The sequence below is a fragment of the Bacteroidota bacterium genome, assembly GCA_039821555.1.
Lineage (GTDB): Bacteria > Bacteroidota > Rhodothermia > Rhodothermales > Rubricoccaceae > JBCBEX01.
The window spans coordinates 12,267-31,946 of record JBCBNX010000011.1 but is presented as its reverse complement, the minus strand read 5'-3'; the positions used below and the strand labels follow the sequence as shown (position 1 = coordinate 31,946).

Genomic DNA, 19,680 nt, shown 5'->3' with positions numbered 1-19,680 from the left:
GCTCCCCCCCAACCCTTCGCCGTCCTTGCGCTCCATCCAGGCCATGCCCGCGCGCCACCACACGGTCGTCATCCCCAGCACGATGCGCCACCTGGCAACCGTGCGGCGATTCGTGCGGCAGTACGGGGCGGAGGCCGGGCTCACGGACCGCGCGGTGAGCGAACTGCAGCTCGCCGTGGACGAGGCCTGCGCCAATGCCATCGAGCACGGCTACAAAGGCCGCGAGGACGGCCGCGTCCAGGTGGGCACGCACACGCACAACGGCACCTTCGTGGTGACCATCCGTCACGACGGCGAGCCGTTCGACCCAGGGCGCTACAAGCCGACCACCCTGCAAGACGCGCTGCAAAACCACCAGCGCCGCGGCTACGGCATGCGCCTCATCCATCGCCTCGTGGACGAGGTCAGCTTCGACCTCGACGGGCCCACGAGCCAGGTCCGCCTCGCCAAGCGCGTCACCCCGCCGATGGCGTAGGGGCATCGGCTGATGGCTATCGGCTGACAGCCGGATTCAGGTTGTGGAGGCTTCTCTGTGCTACGTAGGGTCTCTGCCAGAGTATCTTTCTATCCGTAGAGATAAGATCGGCACTTACATCCGAAGCCCTCATGACGATAGTTCGCGCTGTGGAAGAGGGTACTGAGTCTTTGGATGTTCCAAAGCATGAGCCCGACCCCTTCAAGATGAAGCAGTGCGCTTCGCTGCTCGTGTCGGCCTCCGAGCAAAATGAAAGCGCCATCGCTGACGCCTCAAAGCTAATTGCTGAGGCGAAGGGTCACATACATGGGGTCGGAATCGGAAAATCGGGATACATCGCTAGGCTTTTCTCCTCAACCCTCCAGACCATAGGGATCTCTGCCTCCTTCCTGCATGCATCCGACGCCTTACATGGTGAGGCCGGTTCAGTTTCGAATGGCAATCTCGCGGTAATCTTCTCGCATAGCGGCTCAACGAGTGAGATCCTAGCACTGGTAGAAGTCTTCGAGCAGCGCTCTGTACCTGTTATCTCCATAGTTGGAGATGCTTCAAGCCCCCTTGCTGTTCGGTCGCAGTTTGCCCTGATCACAGGTGTACCGCAGGTGCTCGAACTGCGTTCAATGGTCCCGACCACGAGTACTGTGGTCGCTACGTCGATTGCGATGGGATTAGTTTCAGCCGTGTCCGAGGCGGTCGGTCTTGATGAGTCTGCTTTCCGGGAGTCACATCCTGCGGGCAGATTGGGATGGGACCTTACCCGTCTCATCTCTGAGGTAATGCGACCGATTGAAAGTTTGCCAGTAGTTCCTACCAGTGGAACGTTGGATGATGCTGCGACTGTCGTAGCAAGAGTCAACGCTAGTGCGTGCAGCATTCAAGACGAACACGGCAACGTTCATGGGATCCTGGGACGAGAGCAGATTGAGAGGAAGCTAAGCCTTGAAAAAAGCCTCATTGATCTGGAAAAGTTCGACCCTACCCCTTCGGTTTCAGCTACCATTTCGATTCATCAAGCACGGCTGAAGATAGAAAGTATGGATGATGGAGAGCCTGCAATCGTTCGCGATGGAAACAAGCCAGTAGGATTCTTCTTCGCGAGTGATTTGCATCCTTCCAACTCCTACCACTAATGGCGATCCAGCCCATCGAGCTTGCCGACGGTGTTCATCTTGGAGGCGAGCAGCCTGTGTTGATTTGCGGACCATGTCTTATCGAGGGCCGAGACATGGCTCTTAGGGTTGCCGAGACGGCAAAGGAACTGGCAGAGAAACACGGTTTTCAGTACGTGTTTAAGGGGTCGTTCGACAAGGCGAACCGGACCCACTTGAATTCCCCACGTACTATCGGTCACGAGAAAGCGCTCGCAATCCTAGAAGAGATCCGAGTGTCTCTGAGCATTCCAACGCTCACCGATGTACACGATGTCACACAGGTGGAGCGAGTGGCTCAAGCTGTCGATGTCATCCAGATCCCAGCATTTCTCTGCCGACAGACTGATCTACTTGTAGCAGCAGGCAGTAGCGGCCGCGCTGTCAACGTGAAGCGTGGTCAGTTCCTGCCAGCAGAGGACATGGAGTATGCGCTGGAGAAGGTGCGCTCTGGTGGCACACAACGCGTGTACTCGACCGAGAGAGGTACAACGTTCGGCGTTCGCGACCTCGTTGTCGATTTCAGGGCACTCATTCAGCTAAGACAAACAGCGCCCGTAGTGTATGACGTGACTCACAGCGTCCAGCGACCAGGAGCACGAGGCGGCTTGACAGGAGGCACGCGGGAGTATGCAGCGGCTCTCGGGCGAGCAGCGGGAGCAGTGGGAGTGGATGGGTTCTACGTCGAGGCACACCCTGACCCGGAGTGGGCATTGAGTGACGCAGCCGTTATGATCCCGTTAACTGGCCTAGGATTAGTACTCAAAGGCCTCCGAGCTTCATGGGAAGTCGGTATTCAATTCCGAGAAGACATAAATTGGTCTTCGCGATGAGTTTTTGGAATTACATTATGCAATCTTATAAGCTGGGTATATTCATATGTATTTTAGGGTCTCTAGTTTTAGATTTGTATAAGCATCTTCTTCGTTTTCTATATATAATCCAGGTTGTATATAATCATAATTCATGTTAATAATAAGATCGATGTATTTTTTAATCTCTATATCATCTGTTGATGATATGCTAAATTTTATAGATTTATTTATGTAATCATAAATATTATGTTTTGATAAATTGTCGTCTAGTGATTTAAGACATATTGATAAAAATATACACATAATAAGATTTGCATTTCCATGAAGAGTACTTGTAATATTTTTATTAAAATCTGGTTTATATATCTTGTATTGCAATATGGATAGATCTTTACAGGCTCGTTTAGTTGTATATTTTGATAAATTGCTTTTTTTGTCCTCTGTATTTATCTCAATTATCTTATTCTTAAAGTCGCTTAGACTAGCATTTTTTGAAATTATATCCTTTATTGAATTAACTATGATGTATTTGTTGAAGCCAATAAATTCGTTATATTCATCAGTTTTGTACTTGTTTGACAAATCAATATATCTTATCAACGACCTGGTTGACCATCCAATTCCCCATAGTGGGTGTTTATTATTTTGTGTTATAAAATAGCTAATCATTCTTGATATATGAGCATCTAGTTTTGTGTTATCTTCATCAATACTAATCAATTTTATATTTACGCGGGTAATATATTTGTCCAATTTATCATCTAGTTCATCAACCTTATTGTTCATGTTATTGAGAAGTCCATCTTTGGTTTTGTCTATTTCTCTTTTTATTTGATTACTGGATATATAAAAGGGCAGAATAGATGATATTGCGAAATTAAGTATCAGAGTTGATATAATTATTGCAAATATGGGTATCGCGTAGTATATTGATTCATCTAAGTTTTTGGTGTTGTCAATAAAAATCCATTTGCTGACGAGAGAGAACATGCAGACTGCCAGGATAAAAGCAGAGCCTGCTATAATCCACTCGATTGGGTGTCTCTTCTGTGTGGGGTCTTCTGCCTGGGGCACTACTTCTGGATCTAGGTTCTGGAAGTGGAAGGCTCCCTCTCTGGGGGGTGTCGAATAGCTAGCTCAGCAGCGCCGTGAGCTGCATCAGGTCGTAGTCGATCTCCTTCTTGCGGCTCCAGACGTTCTTCAGCGGCGTCAGCTTCACGTCGTGGTTCACCACGCCCACCATCACGCTGCTGTGGCCTTCCACGAGCGCTTCCACGGCCGCGACGCCGAGGCGGCTGGCGAGCACGCGGTCGCGCGCGGTAGGACTGCCGCCGCGCTGGATGTGGCCGAGCACCGTCACGCGCAGGTCGATGTGGTCGAACGAGCCGTCCTGGCGCAGCGCCTCGGCGACGGTGTGCGCCCCGCCGATCTCGTCGCCCTCGGCGATCACCACGATGGACGACCGGCTCTGGCTCGACATCAGCGACAGGATGCGGTCCTTCACCTGGTCGAGGTCCGTGAGCATCTCCGGGATGAGCACCAGCTCGGCTCCGCCGCCGATGCCGCACGAGAGCGCGATGAAGCCCGCGTCGCGGCCCATCACTTCCACGAGGAACAGCCGGTCGTGCGCGTCGGCGGTGTCGCGGATGCGGTCGATGTTCTCCAGCGCCGTGTTGAGCGCGGTGTCGTAGCCGATGGTCTCGTCGGTGCCGAAGAGGTCGTTGTCGATGGTGCCGGGGCAGCCGACGACCGGGACGCCGTGCTCCTCGTAGAAGATGCTCGCGCCGGTGAACGTGCCGTCGCCGCCGATGCCGACGAGCGCGGTGATCTCGGCTTCGCGGAGGTGCTTGGCGGCCAGTTCGCGCCCCTCGGCGGTACGGAACGCGGCGGAGCGGGCGCTCTTGAGGATCGTGCCGCCTTTCTGCAGGATGTTCGACACGCTCTGTCGCCCCATCTCCACGAAGTCGGCCTCGATCATGCCTGCATAGCCGCGCCGGATGCCGATGACCTCCATGCCGTGCGCGATCGCTGAGCGGACGACGGCCCGCACGCAGGCGTTCATGCCGGGGGCGTCGCCGCCGGAGGTGTAGACGCCGAGGCGTCGAATCTCGTCCATGTCGCAGTCGGGATCGGTGAGCAGAGGCGCGTCGGAGAAGTCCCTAAGCTACGCCGCGCCAGCCAGCACCGCGCGAAGTCAGCCTCGCCACTCGGGCGTGATGGCCTCCTCTCCCCGGACTGCGGCCGGGCGGAAGTCACCGGGGCCCGCGCCGAGGGGTCGCCGGTGAGCATTGCGTGCTACCTTACGGCCGCCACCGTCCGCACCGGACCCGCCGTTGATGCCGAGGCTGCAGGAGCCTGGCCAGGGTGTTCACCCACCCGTGCGCTGACGATGAACGACGTCGTGCTCGTCCATCTATCTCTGGGTTCATGCTACGCGTCCCCGTTCTCTCGCTCACCCTGTCGAGCTTGGTTGCCGCGTCGGGCCTGCTCGCGGTCCAGGCCCAGCCCGTCGCACTGCCCGATGTGTCGCAGGCGGCCGCCCACGCCGAGCCAGCGCCTCATACCTCGGCGGCGCTGTTCAGCACGGGGCTCGACGTCCCGTCGGTAGACCCTGGCGCGACGGCCCGTGTCGTTGCAAGCGCTTACCGCGACGAGCTCGGCGCGTCGCCGATGCTGGTGCTTCTGGAACTGACCATGCCCGCCGTCCTCGAAACCATCGAGTCGGAGCTGGAGGGCATCGGGTTTGCCCGACGGGACTACGGCGTGGCCATCGCCTACGCGTTCATCTACCTCTGGGAAGCCGCACGGGGCGAAACGATTCCCGAGGAGCCCTCGGCAGCCGCAGCCCGCAGCCTCGCCGAGGCTATCGCGGTCCAGCAGCGCGAAGCTTATGTGGACCTGACCGACAGCGAACAGGAGCGGCGTTACGAGACGGTTATGGCCGCGACGACCGTCTTGGCCGCGCTTAACGAGCAGGAAGACCCGGGCCGTACCGTGCGTGAGCAGGCCGCCCTGGCGTTCGCGGCGCTCTTCGGCGTGGCCCCCGATGCCGTTTCCGTCGATGCAGCGGGCGTGATCTCAGGGTTTGAACTCGCAGGGCCGACAACCAGCGTGCCCTCCGAGGCAACCAGGCCGAACGCGCTGCCGGTGCGTGGGGCGGACGCCTCGACGCCGACGCCCAGAATGGCCCGCGGTGGGGAGGCGCTGCCGCCCACCGACACGCACGGCGTCGAGGTCTACATCAAGTACACCTGGGGCTACGGGGGCAGCGGCTTCACGACGGACCAAATACCGCTGCTGCTCTACCCCGACGGGACCGCCTTCCTCGAAACTCCCCAGGCGCCGGTGACGAACTTCGCTCCCGCGACGCTCCGTGTTGCCTTCGCGCAGGAGCGGCGCGGTGAGCGACACGTCGGCACGTGGCGGCGTGATGCGAACACGCTCACCCTCACCTTCGACGGCGAGACGCGAACGCTCCCCCGGACCTCGCGCGGGTGGTGGGACCGCGACAGCGCGCCCGACGAGTCCAGCGCTCACCACACCTTCTTCCCGGTTGTCTTCGCCACGCCCGAACACATGGTCGGGCCATGGGTATCGTCGAGCCTCATCCTCGCGGGGACTCCAGGCGGCGCGGTTCCACAAGTTGCAGCAGGTTCGACTACCAACCGCGTCTTCTACGGTGATGGCACCTACGCGGAGGACACCGAGAGCTTCGTCTCGGCTACCGACGCCAATGTGGGAAGCGGCTACGGCGGAGGCTCCACCTTCGGTCTGTTCAGCGAGAATGAGGGCCAAGCCGCCGGTCGCTGGCGCCTCGACGGACCGCTGATGACCATCGAGACGGGCGGGCAGCGCCAGGTCGTGCTCGCCTTCATCATGCCTGAGTGGAGTAAGGACAACCCCAACAGCGACACCTGGGTCGGCGACGACTTCTGGGAGCGCCCGGACGAAGACTGACTGGAAGCCGACTGACTGGAAGCCGACTGACCGGGAGCCGTTGGTAGACCTGGCGCGCAGCTAGTCTGACTGAGCCGTTCCGTAGATCGTGGTATGCATGCCCGCGATCTTCCACGCGCCGTTGACCTGCTCCATCAGCCGGGTCTCGCGCTTCCGCCCCTGGTCGGCGTCGTCCTGCTCGTAGCTCACCCAGGCGCCGTCGCCGTAGAGGCGCACGTCCGCGTCTGCCAGCGGCATTGGGGGCGTCTCTGGCTCTGGGTGGGCCTCCAGGTAGGTGCGGACGAAGTCGTCCACCGCCGTCCAGCCCAGCGTTTCGGACGCGCTGCCGTCGGCCAGGTTGATGTACGTCTTGGCGACGTAGGGCGCGTGGATCCAGTGGCTGCGCCAGCCCTCGTAGTCACGACCGAGGGCATCGCGCGTCTCGGTATTGAGGACGTCGAGGATGGCTTCTTTCGCCTGGGCTAGGTCCGTCGCAGCACGGGTCTCCTGCGCAGCGCGTTCTGGCGGGGCGTCGGCGCAACTGCTGAAACCCACCACGACGACGAGCAGGACGCACGTGAGAAGAGCAGGACGCATGAGCAGAGCAGGCCTACAGCAGTGGGTGGGCATATCGATTGGCAGCCAGGTGGTGTGGTACCGCCAAGAATAGGACCGACGGGCAAGAGCTTGCCTACTGATCTCCGGGAGAAGGGTAGGACTCGGAGGTTGCCTCCTTCGCCTTCTCCAGGGCGACGGCGTTGATGCAGTAGCGCAGGCCGCTCGGCGCGGGGCCGTCGGGAAAGACGTGGCCGAGGTGCGCGTCGCACACGTTGCAGAGCGCCTCGACGCGGACCATGCCGTGGCTGGTGTCCTTGCGGTGTGCCACGTGGCTCGGCTCGACGGGCTGGGTGAACGACGGCCAGCCGGTGCCGCTCTCGAACTTCTCTGCAGCGTCGAAGAGGAGCGTGCCGCAGCAGGCGCAGGCGTAGCGGCCTGGCGTGAAGAGGCCGCACATCTCAGAGCTGAACGGCCGCTCGGTGCCGTGCTGGCGCGTCACATAGTAGGCCTCGGGCGAGAGTTGCGCACGCCACTCGGCATCGGTCTTCTCGACGCGGCGAGGCGGGGCCGGGTTGCCCTGGTTGGCCGTGCGGAGGATGTCGTTCCAAGTCAGCATGGGAGCAGCAGGAGTCGAGGGTAGAGAAGGCGTGGCGTCGTCTGGAGGCGGTTTCAACGCAGGTGCCGCGCAGTCGTTCGCCGATGGCCGGGTGGATGCGTCCCCGGATGGCGATCGCATCGGCGGCGGGCTCGGGTCCAGCGCGTCGGGCCTGAGCAGGGCGCCGTGGATGCGGTGCAGCGCTTCCAGCTTCGGGCGGATGTTCGTCGCGCAGAACGGCGCGTCGGGGCGCGTGCGGTAGTAGTCGAGGTAGGTCTCGCTGTTGAGCCGGAAGCCTGCGAAGGGGAGCACCCGGGTGACGTACTGAGCGTCGTGCTTCTTGCCGAGCGCGTCCAGCGCAGCGCGGCTCGCGGCGGCCTGCGCGTCGTCGAACGTGTAGACGGCGCTGCGGTACTTCTCCCGCATCGAGTGTTGCGCCGTGCTCGCGTGTGTGAGCAAATGCACCTCGATGAGCGTTGCCAGATTGATGGCGTCGGGGCGGACGTGCACCAACACAGCCTCCGACTCGGCCTCGTTGGGGGCCTCGGAGCACACCCAGCCCTGTTCGACGCGCTCGACGCCGTTGAGCGCTTGGAAGACGGCCTCCGTGCACCAGTGGCAGCCACCCCCGAAGCCGACGGTCGTGCGGTCGCCGAGTTCGGCGAGGTGGTAGTCGAGCCGCAAGAGCGCCCGGTTTGGGTCGGAGCCGAAGATCGAGTCGAGGATGGTGCCGCCGCGGTCAACGAGCACCCAGTGCGGGGTCCCGCCAGCGCGGTAGGCGTGGAAGGTGGCGGCGAGCCCGGCGTCGCGGTAGACGGGAAAGCGGACGTAGAGCGCCTCCAGGTCGGCGCGGATCTCCTCGTCGGTGCGGTCGGCGCCCTCGAACGTGGTATGGATGCCGACGACGCGCACCGCGTCGCCGCGCTCCACCACGACGCGGTTGGCGAACGGGATCGCGCGGAAGCGACAGCCCGGACAGCCGAGGTGGAAGAAGAGCACCAGCAGCGGCCGGTCTGCGAGGTCGGCGGGCGCAGGGATAGGTGTGTCGTCCAGACGCTCCAGATGCCAGTCGGGCAGCGGGCGTCCAACTTCGAAAGATGGTTCGACGGTGGAGTGGGGCATGGACAGACGACTCATTTCAGTGGCTCGCGAGAACGAACAAGCGGGCCTCCGAGGTCCCCAGCGCCCTGCTCGGGCATGACCGGGCAGCGGCCATGTGGCAACCTCGGCCCCGTGTCCCCGTAGCTCAAAACGTGACACTCGATCTCCCCATCCCCGACCTGCTGGCCGCGCTCTTTGGAGGGGGCGCGGTAGTGCTCGGCCTGGCCGTGGGGGTGGGGGTGCTCGTCCGGCGCGATGTGCATCGTGTGGTACGGTGGTGCCTCGGCGGCTTCCTCATCGCCGGGGCGCTCACCCTCGCCAACGACCTCAACGGCACGCTGCGCCTGCATCGGTTGAGCGACCACTTCTGGATCCTCCCGCTCGTCTACACCTACGCGCTCGGACCGCTGCTCTACCTCTTTGTGCGGCAGCGCCTCGTGCCCGAGCAGCGCCTCGGTCGCCATGACGGGCTCCACGCGGTGCTCCCCGCCTTCCAGGTGGTGCACCAGGTGGCCATCGGCTTCGCTCCCATCGCGGTCAAGGGGGCCTACTGGCAGTCTGCATTCGGTCAAGTCTACAGCCAACTCGACACCCTGATCTTTGTGGCGAGCTTCGGCAGCTACCTCGTGGCGTGTTGGCGGCTGACCCGGCGCGTAGCGTCCGACCCGGTCCTCGTTCGATGGGTGCGGCGGTTCATTGCCGGTGCCGTGGTGATCCTGGCCGTGGCGATTCTCATGGAGACGACGCTCGTGACGCCCCGCATCGTGAAGGCGCTGCCCGTGGGCGTGCTCGCCTGGCTCAACCTCGGCGCGACGTTGACCTACGCGGCGATGCTCTATTGGGTCACGTTCAGCGGGTTCGTCCACCTCCTCCGTCCAAACGCGTCTGCGCCGACGACCAGGCCAGCGTCGGAGCCCGCACCTGAGCGACGCGAGCGCTACGGCATGACGCCGGACGACCTCGCCTGCCACGCCGCGCGGCTCCGCGACCACGTGGCAACAGCGCGGCCCTATCTCGACCCGACGCTCTCCCTCGGCGCCCTCGCCGACGCGCTGCACCTGAGCGAGAACGAGCTCTCGCTCGTGCTCAACGAGGGCCTCGGCGTGGGCTACACGGCGTACGTCAACGGGCTTCGGGTGGCGGAGGTACAGCGGGGCCTCGCCGACCCGAGCCGGGCCACCGCGTCGGTGCTGCAGATCGGCATGGAGGCCGGGTTCGCCTCGAAGGCCACGCTCAACCGCGCCTTCAAGCAGGTTGCCGGATGCACGCCGACGCAATACCGTGCAGGCGCGAGCGCTCTCATCGGCTCCTGAGACGCCGGTTTCGCGTCTCATCCGTTCCATGAGGCGACGAGACCGCAGAGGGCAGCCCATGTTGGGGGCGTCTCATCAACCCCTGTCCCCGACCATGCTACGTCACCTCCTGCTCGCCCTGCTTCTCGTCAGCGCACTCGCTGCCCACGCCCAGCCGGTTGCCATCGCTCTCGACCTCGGCACCTACGAACGCGACCTCACTGGTGTGACCGTGGGCGTCCGCGGTGACACTGCGCCGCTCTCCTGGGAGCGATCGCTCGCGCTCACAGACCCCGACGGCGATGGGGTCTACACCGCGGAGGTGCCCTTCCCCGACGGCACTGGCGCGGTCGAATACAGAGCGCTGCTCGAACGGGCCGACGTGCTCGAACAGACCGATGCGGAGCCCGAGTGGGAGCCCGAGTGGGAGCCGGGCGATAGCCGCGTGCTCGTGCCGGGGCTGATGGCGACCGACCGCCGCGGCTTCGGCGAGCCGCAGACCAACCTGCCGGAAGCCACCGTCACGCATGCCGAGCTTGCCGAGGACCTCGCCTTGCTCCAAGAGGCCATGGAGGCGCTGCACCCCGGACTCCGCCTCCACAACACCGACGAGGCCCTCGCGGCGCTCCTCGACCGGCTCGCGAACGATGCGCAGCGGCTTGCTGCTACCTATGGCGACGCGATCCCGGTGACGTCGATCTACCTCCCGCTCGTCCGCGCCGTGGCGGCCATTCGCGACGGCCACACCCAGGTGAGCATGTACAACCAGACGGCGTACACCGAGGCGCTCCTCTACGACCGCGCCGACCGCGTGCCGTTCACCTTCCGTCTCATTCCAGAGGGCACCGGGGCGCGGATGCTCGTCACGGGCGATGCCACGCCAGACCTCACCCTCCCAGCTGGAACAGAAGTGCTCACCCTCGACGGGCGCCCTGTCGCGGAGGTCATCGCCGCGCTGATGCCCTATGCCTCCGCCGACGGCAGCAACGATGCCAAGCGCATCGGCCTGCTGGAAGTCGGCGACCTCGTCGCGCCCGCCGAACGCTTCGACGTGGTCTACAGCGAGCACTTCGCGCCGGAGGGCGACCTCGCGCTCACCGCCCGCACGCCCGGCTCCTCTGGGACAGGCACCGAGCAATCGCTCACGGTCCCGCGCATGACTGCCGATGCGCGCCGCGACGTGCTCTGGGCGCGCGACCCCGACCTGCCTCGCTCGCGCGGCGACCTCCTGGACTACGCGTTCTTGGACGACGGCACCGCCTACCTCCGCGTTGGCTCGTTCGCCACCTTCAGCATGGACGTGGACTACGCCGCATGGCTGGTCGGTGCTTTCCAGGCGATTCGCGAGCGCGGGGCTGAGCGGCTCGTCGTCGACCTCCGCGGCAACGGCGGCGGCATGAACGACGCAGCTGTGCTGCTCTACACCCACCTCATCACAGCGCCGTTGGACGTCATGCTGTGGAAGAGCATGACCGTCTACCAGTCGGTGCCGCCGGGCCTCCGCCCGCATCTCCGCTCGTGGTCCGACGACTTCTACGACCTCGGCGACCGTGTCACCCCGCAGGGCGATGGCACCTACGCGTTCGCCCCACCCCAGCCGATCCCGGTCGCGCCCGCCCCTGACGCCTTCGACGGCCGCGCCGCCGTGTTGATCGACGTGGGACCGTCGTCGGCGACGTTTCTCCTGGCCGATGCCATCCAGCGAACGGGCGTGGTGCCCCTCGTCGGCCAGACGACGGGAGGGAGCCTGAAGGGAATCAACGGCGGGCAGACGGTTTTCCTGGAGCTGCCCCACACGGGCCTCGTGGTCGACATCCCGCTCTACGGTAGTCGCCCGCTTACCCCCGGCCCCGACCACGGCGTCATCCCCGACGTGCTCGTTGAGCCCGAGGTGGCGGCGCTCGTCGCAGGGAGCGACCCGGAGTTGGAGGCCGCGCTCGCCCTACTTAGCCGCGACCCCGACCCAGTTCCGGCTGACGAGGAGCCATCAGCTGGCGAGGCCGCCGCCACGCCGCTCCCGTTCGACGCGCTCGCGGGCGGCTGGACCGGCACGCTCACCTACACCGACTACAGCGACGACACGACCCAGGCGACGCTGACGATCTCGGCCAGCGGGCGCGCCCTGCGGCGCGGCGGTGCGCGTCTCGGCCTGCGCTATGTGAGGGCCGACGGCTCCTCCAGCGCAATGGGGACAATGACCCTCCGAGAGCGACGAGGGCAGGTGGAGTATGGCGGGGAGGCGTGGACCGAACTCGAACGCGAGGTGCGCCCTGACGGCTTCCGCCTCGTGCTGGAGCGCGAGGGCGAGGACAACCGCCGACCCGCCACGATCCGCCACACCATCGCCCTCAACGGCGATGCCTTAACCGACCAGAAAGACGTTCGCTACGACGGGACCGAGGTGTTCGTCATGCGCAACGTGTACCGGCTGGTCCGTGCAGAATAAGAGCCTCTCCGGAAAGTCGGCTTGAGCAGCGGAGCCTGAGCGAGCGGACGTTGAGCAAGGCGCGTGGAGCAGTTGGTGCGTCAGCATCGGCGATGTTGCGTCAGCATCGGCGATGTAACGCAACGCTGCCCAGCGTTTACCCAAAGGCGCATCCGAGAGGGCTTTTCGGATAGGTCCTAAGCTCGACTTTGGCGCTATGCGGCGTAGGCGAGCGTGCTCATGAGTTGCCAGAGCACCGCCTCCGGGATTTTTACCGTGCCGGGCCCAGCACGCGACATCGATAAACCCTGCGCCTGCCACAGCGACACCCGTACCGCCGCCAGCGTGTCACTGAAGCTCGGGCTCGACTTCACGTACCAGGCGCTTTGCCGGGCCTCGAGGCTTCCGTCTCGGTCGAGCGCGTCCGCCGCCAGCGCGACGACCGAGAAGAGCCCGAGCAGGCACGGCGTCGTGCGCGTGATTGCGAGGTCTGACCACTGGCGCTGCGTCTCGACACCGAGATGCCGGCGGACCTCGGCGAGCGTGACCTCTACCGACCACCGGCGGACGTACCACCCGACCACGGTAAGCGGATGCACGTCCACATCGGTACACAAGAAGCCCTTCGGGGCCTCGGTCGAGCCAGGGATGCGGACGAGGACCCACCGTAAGGGAATACCCAGCTTCCCCGCGTGGTACCAGAGTGCGGTCCCGGTGGCGATCTCAACGACTCGCTCGGTTTGGCCGTACCAACGGCTGACCGCCACGCGCATCCACGCCGTCGCTGGATGAGCCGCTCTCACGGTGAGCGTCGGTTGTCGAGCGCCCCGCTTACGAGGTCGGCCGACCTGTCCTGGTCGTCTCGGTGGGGCCGGGTCGTACAGTGCGGCATCGAGGCGGAGCCGGGTCACAACGGTTACTCGGTCTCGCACGGCGGCAAGCAGGTCGATGGCTGCGAAGCCAGAATCGGCCACCACGACGACTCGGCGCTCCGGCAACCACCGTGCGAGTTGGAGCAGGGCCTGACGCGCGCGGTCGGTCGGCTTGGCTGGCCCGCGACCGAGGCGGGCATCGTCGCGTCCGGTGACGCGGAGTGCTGCGGTGATCGTGCGGGTACGCACCGCAAGCAAGGCCCCGGCGGTGAGCACGAGGGCGCGCTCAAAGACGCGCTTGTCGAAGAGCGGGCGGAAGGCTACCATGACGGCAGCGAGGGCGGGTGGTAGCGGCATGTCGGACTCCGTTTGCAGACAGAATCCGGGAGATACGCTGCTGCCCGCCTCGCTACCTCAAAAGGCCAAAGTCGAGCTAAGGCAAGCTGCTCCTGCTCGGAGCCAGGGACCATGACGGTTCCTGACTCCGGGTGCTCGGCTGTCCGCCCCAGTGCCGCACAACGACGAATCCGTGCGAGAAGGGCGCGCAAGGCTACGACGATGTGACGCGGATGACCGATAGGAGCAGGTCGGTGATCGCGACATAGGCTCCACCCCCGACAAGCGCGCGCGCCGCTTCGGCGAAGTCGACCCCGCCGACGCAGTCGAGCACCACGTTGTAGCGGGTGCCGTCGGCAAACACGTTGCCTTGGGTATAGTCGAGCACGCGGTCCGCGCCGAGGCTGCGGACGAGGTCGACGTTGCGGGTGCTACACACGCCCGTGACCTCTGCGCCAAGCACCTTCGCGACCTGGACGGTGCACGTCCCCACGCTCCCGGAGGCCCCGTGGACCATCACGCGGTCGCCCGCCGCAACCCCGACGCGTCGTAGGAAGTGCAGCGCAGTACGCGTCCTGATTGGCATCGCCGCCGCGTTCTCGAACGAAAGCAGACGTACTCAGCGTAGGTCCCGAAGCGCGGCAGCGTGCAGCCGAGCACCGCATCGCCGACGTGGAACGCGGTCACGCCGTCTCCGACAGCCTCGACAACACCCGCGACCTCCGCGCCAAGAATCGGGCGACGCAGCCCGAGCGACAGCCGCGCTGGGAGCAACACGGCACGGGGGACGCCCGCACGCGCGCATCGGCCACGGTGACCGTCGTTGCGACGACGCGGATGAGCACCTCGCCAGCGCGCGACATGGGTTTGGGCACCTCGGCGAAGTGCAGCACGTCAGGCTAGCCGTAGCGCGGGCACACAACAGCGCGCATCGTTGAGGATGATATAGACGAACGCTCAGGCATGGTCGGGCGCGGATGGAGGTCGCGAAGGAGCGTCGGGGCGGTGGCGCGCACGGCGCGAGCGCCAGCGAGAGCACCCCCGTCCCCACGCCCGCGCCGAGCACCCCCGCGCCCGTCGGGAGTGCCTGGAGCGGGCCGTCGGTGATCAGGAGGGCCTGCAACTCGGGCGGCTGCCGGTGGAGCACCTCCTCCACGAGGAAGTCCATCACAAAGCGATGGCTACCGCTGAAGTCGTCCACAAACTGGCTCGGGTCCGACCGGCCCCGCATCGAGTCGCTCGACTAGGCGGGTGCGCGGGATAACGTCCGGCTGCGCCCGCGGAACGAACAGCTTGGTGGCAAGGAGGGGTCCGGCCGTAGACATAGGGCGGCCCTCATGCGAACTCCGCGTCTTCCTCCGCCTGCTGGGCCGCGTCCACGTAGTCGGCGAGCGGCAACTCGAAGTAGAACCGCGTGCCGCGTCCGGTGATGCTCTCGACGTGGATCTGCTCGCCGTGCGCCTGGAGGATCTGCTTGACGATGCTCAAGCCGAGGCCGGTGCCGCCTTCCTTGCGGCTGCGCGCCGTGTCGATGCGGTAGAACCGCTCGAAAATCCGGTCGAGTGACTCTTCCGGGATGCCGCGCCCGGTGTCCACGACCTCGACGCGCACCTTCTCCTTGCGCTGGCGGAGCCGGGCGCGCACGCTGCCCGCCTCGGAGTAGTTGACCGCGTTCTCGATCAGGTTGGTCAGCACTTGGCGGATGCGGGCGCGGTCGGCCCAGACCTCGGCCGCCGGGTTGTCGAACGTGAGGTCGAGGCCCTTTCCTTGGGCTTTCGGCACGACCGTCTCCGACACGTCGGCCACCAACTCCTGCAGGTCGAAGCGCTCCGGGTGGATGAGGTCCTCACGGTACTCCAGCTTGGCGATCTCGATGAGGTCGCTGAAGAGGTTGTTGAGTCGTTCGAGGTTCATCAGGCCCTTGCGGGCATACCGCTGGCGGAGGTCCGGTGGCAGGTCGCTGCTGCCGAGCGCTTCGAGGTAGCCCGAGACTGCGAAGATGGGGTTCTTGACCTCGTGGCTGACGTTGCCGATGAACTCGTTCTGGATCTGCTGCATCCGCTGCAACTCGCCTACCTCGCCGCGGAAGCGCTGCGCCATCGAGTTGAGGCTGCGGGCGAGGTCCTGGATCTCGGCGGCGCGCGTGAGCACGCGGATCTGGCGGTCCGTCTCGCCCGCGTCGATGCGCTGGGCAATCCTGCTGATGTGGCCGAGCGGCCCGACGATCTTCTGCGCGGCGATCCAAGCGGCAATGAGCGCGAGCATGAGCGCGAGCGCCATCCCGATCACGAGGGTAGCCTGCATGCGGCGGACGACCTCGAAGAGTGGGCTCCGCGCCTCGCCGAGCCGGATGAGGAGGCCGCTCTCCGGGCGCCAGAGGGCCACGTAGAGCGTCTGGTCTGCGACCTCGCCGCCTTCGGTCCGGCGCTCATCGAAGCCGACCCGCGACTCGGTCCCGTCTCCGTCGAGCGCGTCCCTGACCTCGGGGCGGCCGAAGAAGCTCGGGTCGTCCACGGGCCCCGCGTCGTTGGCGTTGGCGAGGACGGCGTCGCGGGTGGCGAGGGCCACGTCGAGGTCGTCCTGCACGGCGATGCGGCGCGCCAGGTCCGCCCGGCGCTCGGCCGGGGCTGCCTCGATCTGGACGGCGATGCGTTCGGCCTGCAGCCGCACGGTTTCGCGCGCGGCGTCCCGGACCTGCACGCGCAGCACCAGCAACACGTAGAGGCCGATGCCCACGGCGCTTGCGCCCACGAAGAACGCGAACGTGAGCATCATCCACGTCTGGGTGGACGCGCGCCGCGGCAGCAGCGCCCGGTGGAGCCGCGTCCAGATACGGCGGAGGTTCATGGGCAGTCCTTGGTCCTCAGTCCGTCGTCCTTTGTGGCGCAGGAAGGGCAGCCTGAAGTGGCTGGACCTGCCTAGCTAAGGACAAAGGACGACGGACGCATGGCAAACGCTATGCCTCGGCCGTCTCTTCCTCGACGAAGCGATAGCCGACGCCGCGCACGGTCTGGATGTGCTTGGCGAAGTCGCCGAGCTTCTCGCGGAGGTTCTTGATGTGGGCGTCGACGGTGCGCTCGGTCACCATCATGGCGTCCTTCCAGATCGTCTCCAGGAGCTGCTGGCGCGTGAACGCCTTGCGCGGATGGCGGACGAGGTAGCGCAGTAGTTCGAACTCGGTGAGCGTGAGCCCGAGGTCCTTGCTGTCGAGTGTGGCGCGGTACTCGTCCTCGTAGATCATGAGGCCGCGCACGTTGAGCGTGCGGCTCTCCTCGGAGCCCGCGCGGCGCAGGATGGCGCGCACGTTGGCCAGCACCACGCTCGGGGCGACAGGCTTCACGAGGTAGCCGTCGGCGCCGATCATGAGGCCCTCGACCTGGTCTTTCTCCTCGGCCTTGGCGGTGAGGAAGAGGATCGGAATCGTCTCCGTCTCCACGCGGCTACGGAGCTGGCGGCAGACCTCGAAGCCGCTCATGCCCGGCAGCATCACGTCCAGCACGATCGCGTCGACGTCCTGCTGCGCCTTCTCGATGGCCGCTTCGCCGTCGTAGGCGGTCAGGACGTTGAAGCCTTCCTGGCGAAGAAAGTGACTGACGACCTCGACCACGTCCTCTTCGTCGTCAACGACCAGGAGTGTAATCTCGTCGGGGGTGAAGGTAGCCATGAGAGCAGGGCGGTCAATACGTGGGACAGGTGGGGGGAAGCGCACGTGGCATGCAGCGCCCGTGCGCCTTAACAAAGCTTGCACGGACTCTTCAAGATATGCGTTCCCGGGGATTCCATGACGCACCAAACCCCAGCGCGAGCCGCTACCCGACCACCACACGGGGAACGCGCGCCGTGAGCCCCGTGGTGAGCTCATAGCTGATCGTCCCGATGCGCTCGCCGACTTCGAACGCGGACGGGCCGTCCGGTCCGAAGAACACCGCCTCGTCGCCTACACATACCTCGCGTCCGGAGCCGTCCGGCGCGCCGAGGTCGAGCATCGTGAGGTCCATGCACACGCGCCCGGCGACAGGGTAGCGCCGCCCTCCCACCGTGGCTTCGCCAATGTTCGAGAGGGCGCGCGGGAGGCCGTCGCCATAGCCCGCGGCGAGCGTCGCGATGCGCGTGGGAGCGGCGGCCGTCCAGGTCTGGGCGTACGACACGCTCTCGCCCGCCGCCACTGTCTGGACGTGCACGATCGGCGCCACGAGCCGCATCACAGATTCCAGCCCGAGACGCTCGGCTTCACGCGCGAGGTCCGGCGACGATGGCACGCCGTAGACGAGGCCGCCCACCCGGGCGAGCGCCGTCGTGCCCGCGGGCGCCACGAAGGGCGGCCCGAGGACCGCCGCCCCGCTGTTGGCAACGTGGAAGACCGGCGGCACGGGCACGCCTGCGCGTTCGATCGCGCCGAGGAGGGCGTCGAAGCGGGATGCCTGGGTTGCGGCAAAGGCGGAGGCGGTTTCGTCGGCCGTGGCGAAGTGCGTCATCAGGCCGACGACCTCGACGCGCTCCATGGCGTAGAGCCTCGTCAGTACGGCAGGCACGGTCTCCGGCGGCAGGCCGAGTCGGTGCATCCCGGTGTCGGCCTTGACGTGGACGCGGAGCAGGGACGCGCCGGGGACAGTCCAGGCGAGGACCGCCTCGGCGACGGCCTCAGACGTGATGCACAGGTCGAGGTCGTGCTCCGCGTAGGTGCCGAGATCGTCCGGCGCTCCGAGGACGAGCACGCGGCCCGTCAGTCCCGCCTCGCGCAAGGCGACACCCTCGCCCGTCCGCGCCACCGCGGACCAGGTGACCCCCTCGGCGGCCATCGCCTGCGCGACGGGGACCGCACCGTGCCCGTAGGCGTCGGCCTTGACGATGCCCATGAGGTGCGCCGGCGCGACGTGCGCGGCCAGCCGCCGGACGTTCCGCCGCAGCGCCCCGAGGTCGATGTCAGCACGGACGGAGGAAGGGGGCACAGGAGCAGGCAACCGGGTGTTCTGTAGACCAGGGCGAACGTCTCGCAGGCCTCGGGCGGCCCAAGCTACCGCCGCGCGGCCAAGAGCCCGACACCGGGCACGGTGCGGTAGGCGATGGGCCGCAGCGGCGTCAGCCCGGCCTCGCGCTGCCAGCCTTGCACGGCGTCCGTGGTCCACGCCCCCGAGCGGCTCGTGAACGCGAAGTACAGCTGCGCCAGCGCCGGAAGCGGGTCTGGACGATCAGTACGGAGCACGTCCTGCACGGCGAGCACGCCACCGGGTCGCAGCACCGCCGCGGCGCGCGCCACGAGGTCGCGGCATGCCTCGGCGTCAAAATGGTGGAGGACCTGCGAGACGAAGACGAGGTCGTAGCGCTGCACCTCGGGGTCGAGCGCGGCGAGGTCGGCCGTGCGCAGGTCGGCTGCGGCAAAGCGGAGGCGCCCGTCGAGGTCGTCCGGCACGGTGGCGAGCGCGACGGCGTCCGGGAGGTCGGCCACGGTGACGCGGAGGTCGGAGCGGGCGCGGGCGAACGCCGTCGCATAGGTGCCTGAGGCCCCGCCGAGGTCAAGCGCATGGCGCGGCGTGCCGTCGGGGCGCGGGAGGTAGCGGCGTAGCCCCCGCCAGCACTCGGGAAGGCAGAGCCGGCCGAGGTCATCCATCGCCGCCTGGTAGCGTGCCCAGGCGGCGGCGCTCATCGTCGCGTGGAAGTCGAGCGGCTGGCCCGAGCGCACAAAATCGGTGAGGCCCGCGAGCCACGTCCACTCGTCCCGGCGGAAGGCGAGGCTGTGGACGAGCGGCGTCGGCGAGTTCCTGGTGAGCCAGCGCCGGGCCGCGCGTGTGAGCCGGACTGTGTCGTGGGCTCCAGGCCGACGCCGGAGATAGCGCATTGCCACGAGCACATCGACGAGGGCTGCCGTGGCGGCGGCGTCCGTGCCGAGGTCGGCAGCGAGGTCGGCAGCGAGGTCGTCGGTGGTGCGGAGGCCGTCGGCGAGGGCGTCGAACAGGCCGATCTCACACGCCGTCATGAGCGCCCGCGCCTGCACGAGCGCCGGGTGCGTGAGTAGGAATGGCTCCGGGACATAGCCGAGACGCGCGGCTAGCCAGTCGAGCGGGCGCCGGGCGAGGACACCGATGCGCATGACAGTGGGGGTGAGGGTGCGCGCACAGAGTACGCCACG

General features: G+C 65.5%; 17 protein-coding genes and 1 pseudogene. 7 read left to right on the top strand and 11 right to left on the bottom strand.

What is annotated here, in order from left to right; translation table 11 throughout:
• The first annotated feature begins 25 nt into the window (after positions 1–25).
• The 3 genes from AAFU51_12725 to kdsA all read left to right on the top strand — a co-directional run bounded on the left by AAFU51_12725 (position 26) and on the right by kdsA (position 2,456).
• Positions 26–475 (top strand): ATP-binding protein, encoded by a 450-nt coding sequence (locus AAFU51_12725; protein ID MEO1572121.1) that lies wholly within the window; start codon positions 26–28, stop codon positions 473–475.
• 131 nt (positions 476–606) lie between these two features.
• Positions 607–1,605: an SIS domain-containing protein gene (locus tag AAFU51_12720; GenBank protein ID MEO1572120.1), complete on the top strand. Its 999-nt coding sequence runs from the start codon at positions 607–609 to the stop codon at positions 1,603–1,605.
• Positions 1,605–2,456 (top strand): 3-deoxy-8-phosphooctulonate synthase, encoded by an 852-nt coding sequence (kdsA, locus tag AAFU51_12715; GenBank protein MEO1572119.1) that lies wholly within the window; start codon positions 1,605–1,607, stop codon positions 2,454–2,456. The genes AAFU51_12720 and kdsA overlap by 1 nt, the downstream gene beginning before the upstream one ends.
• Positions 2,457–2,498: 42 nt before the next feature.
• Here the strand turns inward: kdsA and AAFU51_12710 are convergent, their stop codons facing one another.
• Positions 2,499–3,512, bottom strand: a complete 1,014-nt coding sequence (locus AAFU51_12710) for a hypothetical protein (GenBank protein ID MEO1572118.1) — start codon at positions 3,510–3,512, stop codon at positions 2,499–2,501.
• Between the two features lie 58 nt (positions 3,513–3,570).
• Positions 3,571–4,545 (bottom strand): 6-phosphofructokinase, encoded by a 975-nt coding sequence (pfkA, locus tag AAFU51_12705; protein ID MEO1572117.1) that lies wholly within the window; start codon positions 4,543–4,545, stop codon positions 3,571–3,573.
• Between the two features lie 320 nt (positions 4,546–4,865).
• Between pfkA and AAFU51_12700 the strand changes: the two genes are divergently transcribed.
• Entirely contained in the window at positions 4,866–6,395 is a 1,530-nt protein-coding gene (locus tag AAFU51_12700) for a hypothetical protein (protein MEO1572116.1), read from the top strand.
• Between the two features lie 60 nt (positions 6,396–6,455).
• On the opposite strand, the gene AAFU51_12695 is transcribed toward AAFU51_12700, so the two are convergent.
• The 3 genes and pseudogenes from AAFU51_12695 to AAFU51_12685 form a co-directional block, all read right to left on the bottom strand.
• Positions 6,456–6,971, bottom strand: coding sequence for a hypothetical protein (locus AAFU51_12695; GenBank protein ID MEO1572115.1), 516 nt, complete (start codon positions 6,969–6,971; stop codon positions 6,456–6,458).
• A 94-nt stretch (positions 6,972–7,065) separates the two neighbouring features.
• Positions 7,066–7,548: a peptide-methionine (R)-S-oxide reductase MsrB gene (gene msrB / locus AAFU51_12690; GenBank protein ID MEO1572114.1), complete on the bottom strand. Its 483-nt coding sequence runs from the start codon at positions 7,546–7,548 to the stop codon at positions 7,066–7,068.
• 222 nt (positions 7,549–7,770) lie between these two features.
• Positions 7,771–8,649: pseudogene (locus AAFU51_12685) on the bottom strand (peptide-methionine (S)-S-oxide reductase).
• A 131-nt stretch (positions 8,650–8,780) separates the two neighbouring features.
• Here AAFU51_12685 and AAFU51_12680 point away from each other — a divergent pair.
• Complete coding sequence (locus tag AAFU51_12680; protein ID MEO1572113.1) at positions 8,781–9,941, top strand: helix-turn-helix transcriptional regulator; 1,161 nt, start codon at positions 8,781–8,783, stop codon at positions 9,939–9,941.
• 94 nt (positions 9,942–10,035) lie between these two features.
• Positions 10,036–12,366, top strand: coding sequence for a S41 family peptidase (locus AAFU51_12675; GenBank protein MEO1572112.1), 2,331 nt, complete (start codon positions 10,036–10,038; stop codon positions 12,364–12,366).
• 194 nt (positions 12,367–12,560) lie between these two features.
• Here the strand turns inward: AAFU51_12675 and AAFU51_12670 are convergent, their stop codons facing one another.
• Both AAFU51_12670 and AAFU51_12665 read right to left on the bottom strand, forming a co-directional pair.
• On the bottom strand, positions 12,561–13,574 hold the full coding sequence (locus tag AAFU51_12670) for a transposase (GenBank protein MEO1572111.1): 1,014 nt from the start codon (positions 13,572–13,574) through the stop codon (positions 12,561–12,563).
• A gap of 193 nt (positions 13,575–13,767) precedes the next feature.
• The gene (locus AAFU51_12665; GenBank protein MEO1572110.1) at positions 13,768–14,139 is read right to left on the bottom strand and encodes a zinc-binding dehydrogenase; all 372 of its coding nucleotides are present in this window, start codon (positions 14,137–14,139) and stop codon (positions 13,768–13,770) included.
• Positions 14,140–14,225: 86 nt separating this feature from the next.
• On the opposite strand from AAFU51_12665, the gene AAFU51_12660 reads away from it, so the two are divergent.
• Complete coding sequence (locus AAFU51_12660) at positions 14,226–14,456, top strand: hypothetical protein (protein ID MEO1572109.1); 231 nt, start codon at positions 14,226–14,228, stop codon at positions 14,454–14,456.
• Positions 14,457–14,888: 432 nt separating this feature from the next.
• On the opposite strand, the gene AAFU51_12655 is transcribed toward AAFU51_12660, so the two are convergent.
• The 4 genes from AAFU51_12655 to AAFU51_12640 all read right to left on the bottom strand — a co-directional run bounded on the left by AAFU51_12655 (position 14,889) and on the right by AAFU51_12640 (position 19,641).
• A complete protein-coding gene (locus AAFU51_12655; protein ID MEO1572108.1) occupies positions 14,889–16,400 on the bottom strand; it encodes a HAMP domain-containing sensor histidine kinase in 1,512 nt (503 codons plus the stop codon).
• A gap of 109 nt (positions 16,401–16,509) precedes the next feature.
• The gene (locus AAFU51_12650) at positions 16,510–17,217 is read right to left on the bottom strand and encodes a response regulator transcription factor (protein MEO1572107.1); all 708 of its coding nucleotides are present in this window, start codon (positions 17,215–17,217) and stop codon (positions 16,510–16,512) included.
• 145 nt (positions 17,218–17,362) lie between these two features.
• A complete protein-coding gene (alr, locus tag AAFU51_12645; GenBank protein ID MEO1572106.1) occupies positions 17,363–18,502 on the bottom strand; it encodes an alanine racemase in 1,140 nt (379 codons plus the stop codon).
• A gap of 65 nt (positions 18,503–18,567) precedes the next feature.
• Positions 18,568–19,641 (bottom strand): class I SAM-dependent methyltransferase, encoded by a 1,074-nt coding sequence (locus AAFU51_12640; GenBank protein MEO1572105.1) that lies wholly within the window; start codon positions 19,639–19,641, stop codon positions 18,568–18,570.
• Positions 19,642–19,680: the final 39 nt, after the last annotated feature.

Coding starts and splice junctions, on each gene's coding strand:
- kdsA (MEO1572119.1), top strand. CDS start 1,605: ATGGCGATCCAGCCCATCGAGCTTGCCGACGGTGTTCATCTTGGAGGC.
- AAFU51_12700 (MEO1572116.1), top strand. CDS start 4,866: ATGCTACGCGTCCCCGTTCTCTCGCTCACCCTGTCGAGCTTGGTTGCC.
- AAFU51_12665 (MEO1572110.1), bottom strand. CDS start 14,139: ATGCCAATCAGGACGCGTACTGCGCTGCACTTCCTACGACGCGTCGGG.
- AAFU51_12670 (MEO1572111.1), bottom strand. CDS start 13,574: ATGCCGCTACCACCCGCCCTCGCTGCCGTCATGGTAGCCTTCCGCCCG.
- AAFU51_12655 (MEO1572108.1), bottom strand. CDS start 16,400: ATGAACCTCCGCCGTATCTGGACGCGGCTCCACCGGGCGCTGCTGCCG.
- AAFU51_12650 (MEO1572107.1), bottom strand. CDS start 17,217: ATGGCTACCTTCACCCCCGACGAGATTACACTCCTGGTCGTTGACGAC.
- AAFU51_12695 (MEO1572115.1), bottom strand. CDS start 6,971: ATGCGTCCTGCTCTTCTCACGTGCGTCCTGCTCGTCGTCGTGGTGGGT.
- AAFU51_12675 (MEO1572112.1), top strand. CDS start 10,036: ATGCTACGTCACCTCCTGCTCGCCCTGCTTCTCGTCAGCGCACTCGCT.
- AAFU51_12640 (MEO1572105.1), bottom strand. CDS start 19,641: ATGCGCATCGGTGTCCTCGCCCGGCGCCCGCTCGACTGGCTAGCCGCG.
- AAFU51_12720 (MEO1572120.1), top strand. CDS start 607: ATGACGATAGTTCGCGCTGTGGAAGAGGGTACTGAGTCTTTGGATGTT.
- msrB (MEO1572114.1), bottom strand. CDS start 7,548: ATGCTGACTTGGAACGACATCCTCCGCACGGCCAACCAGGGCAACCCG.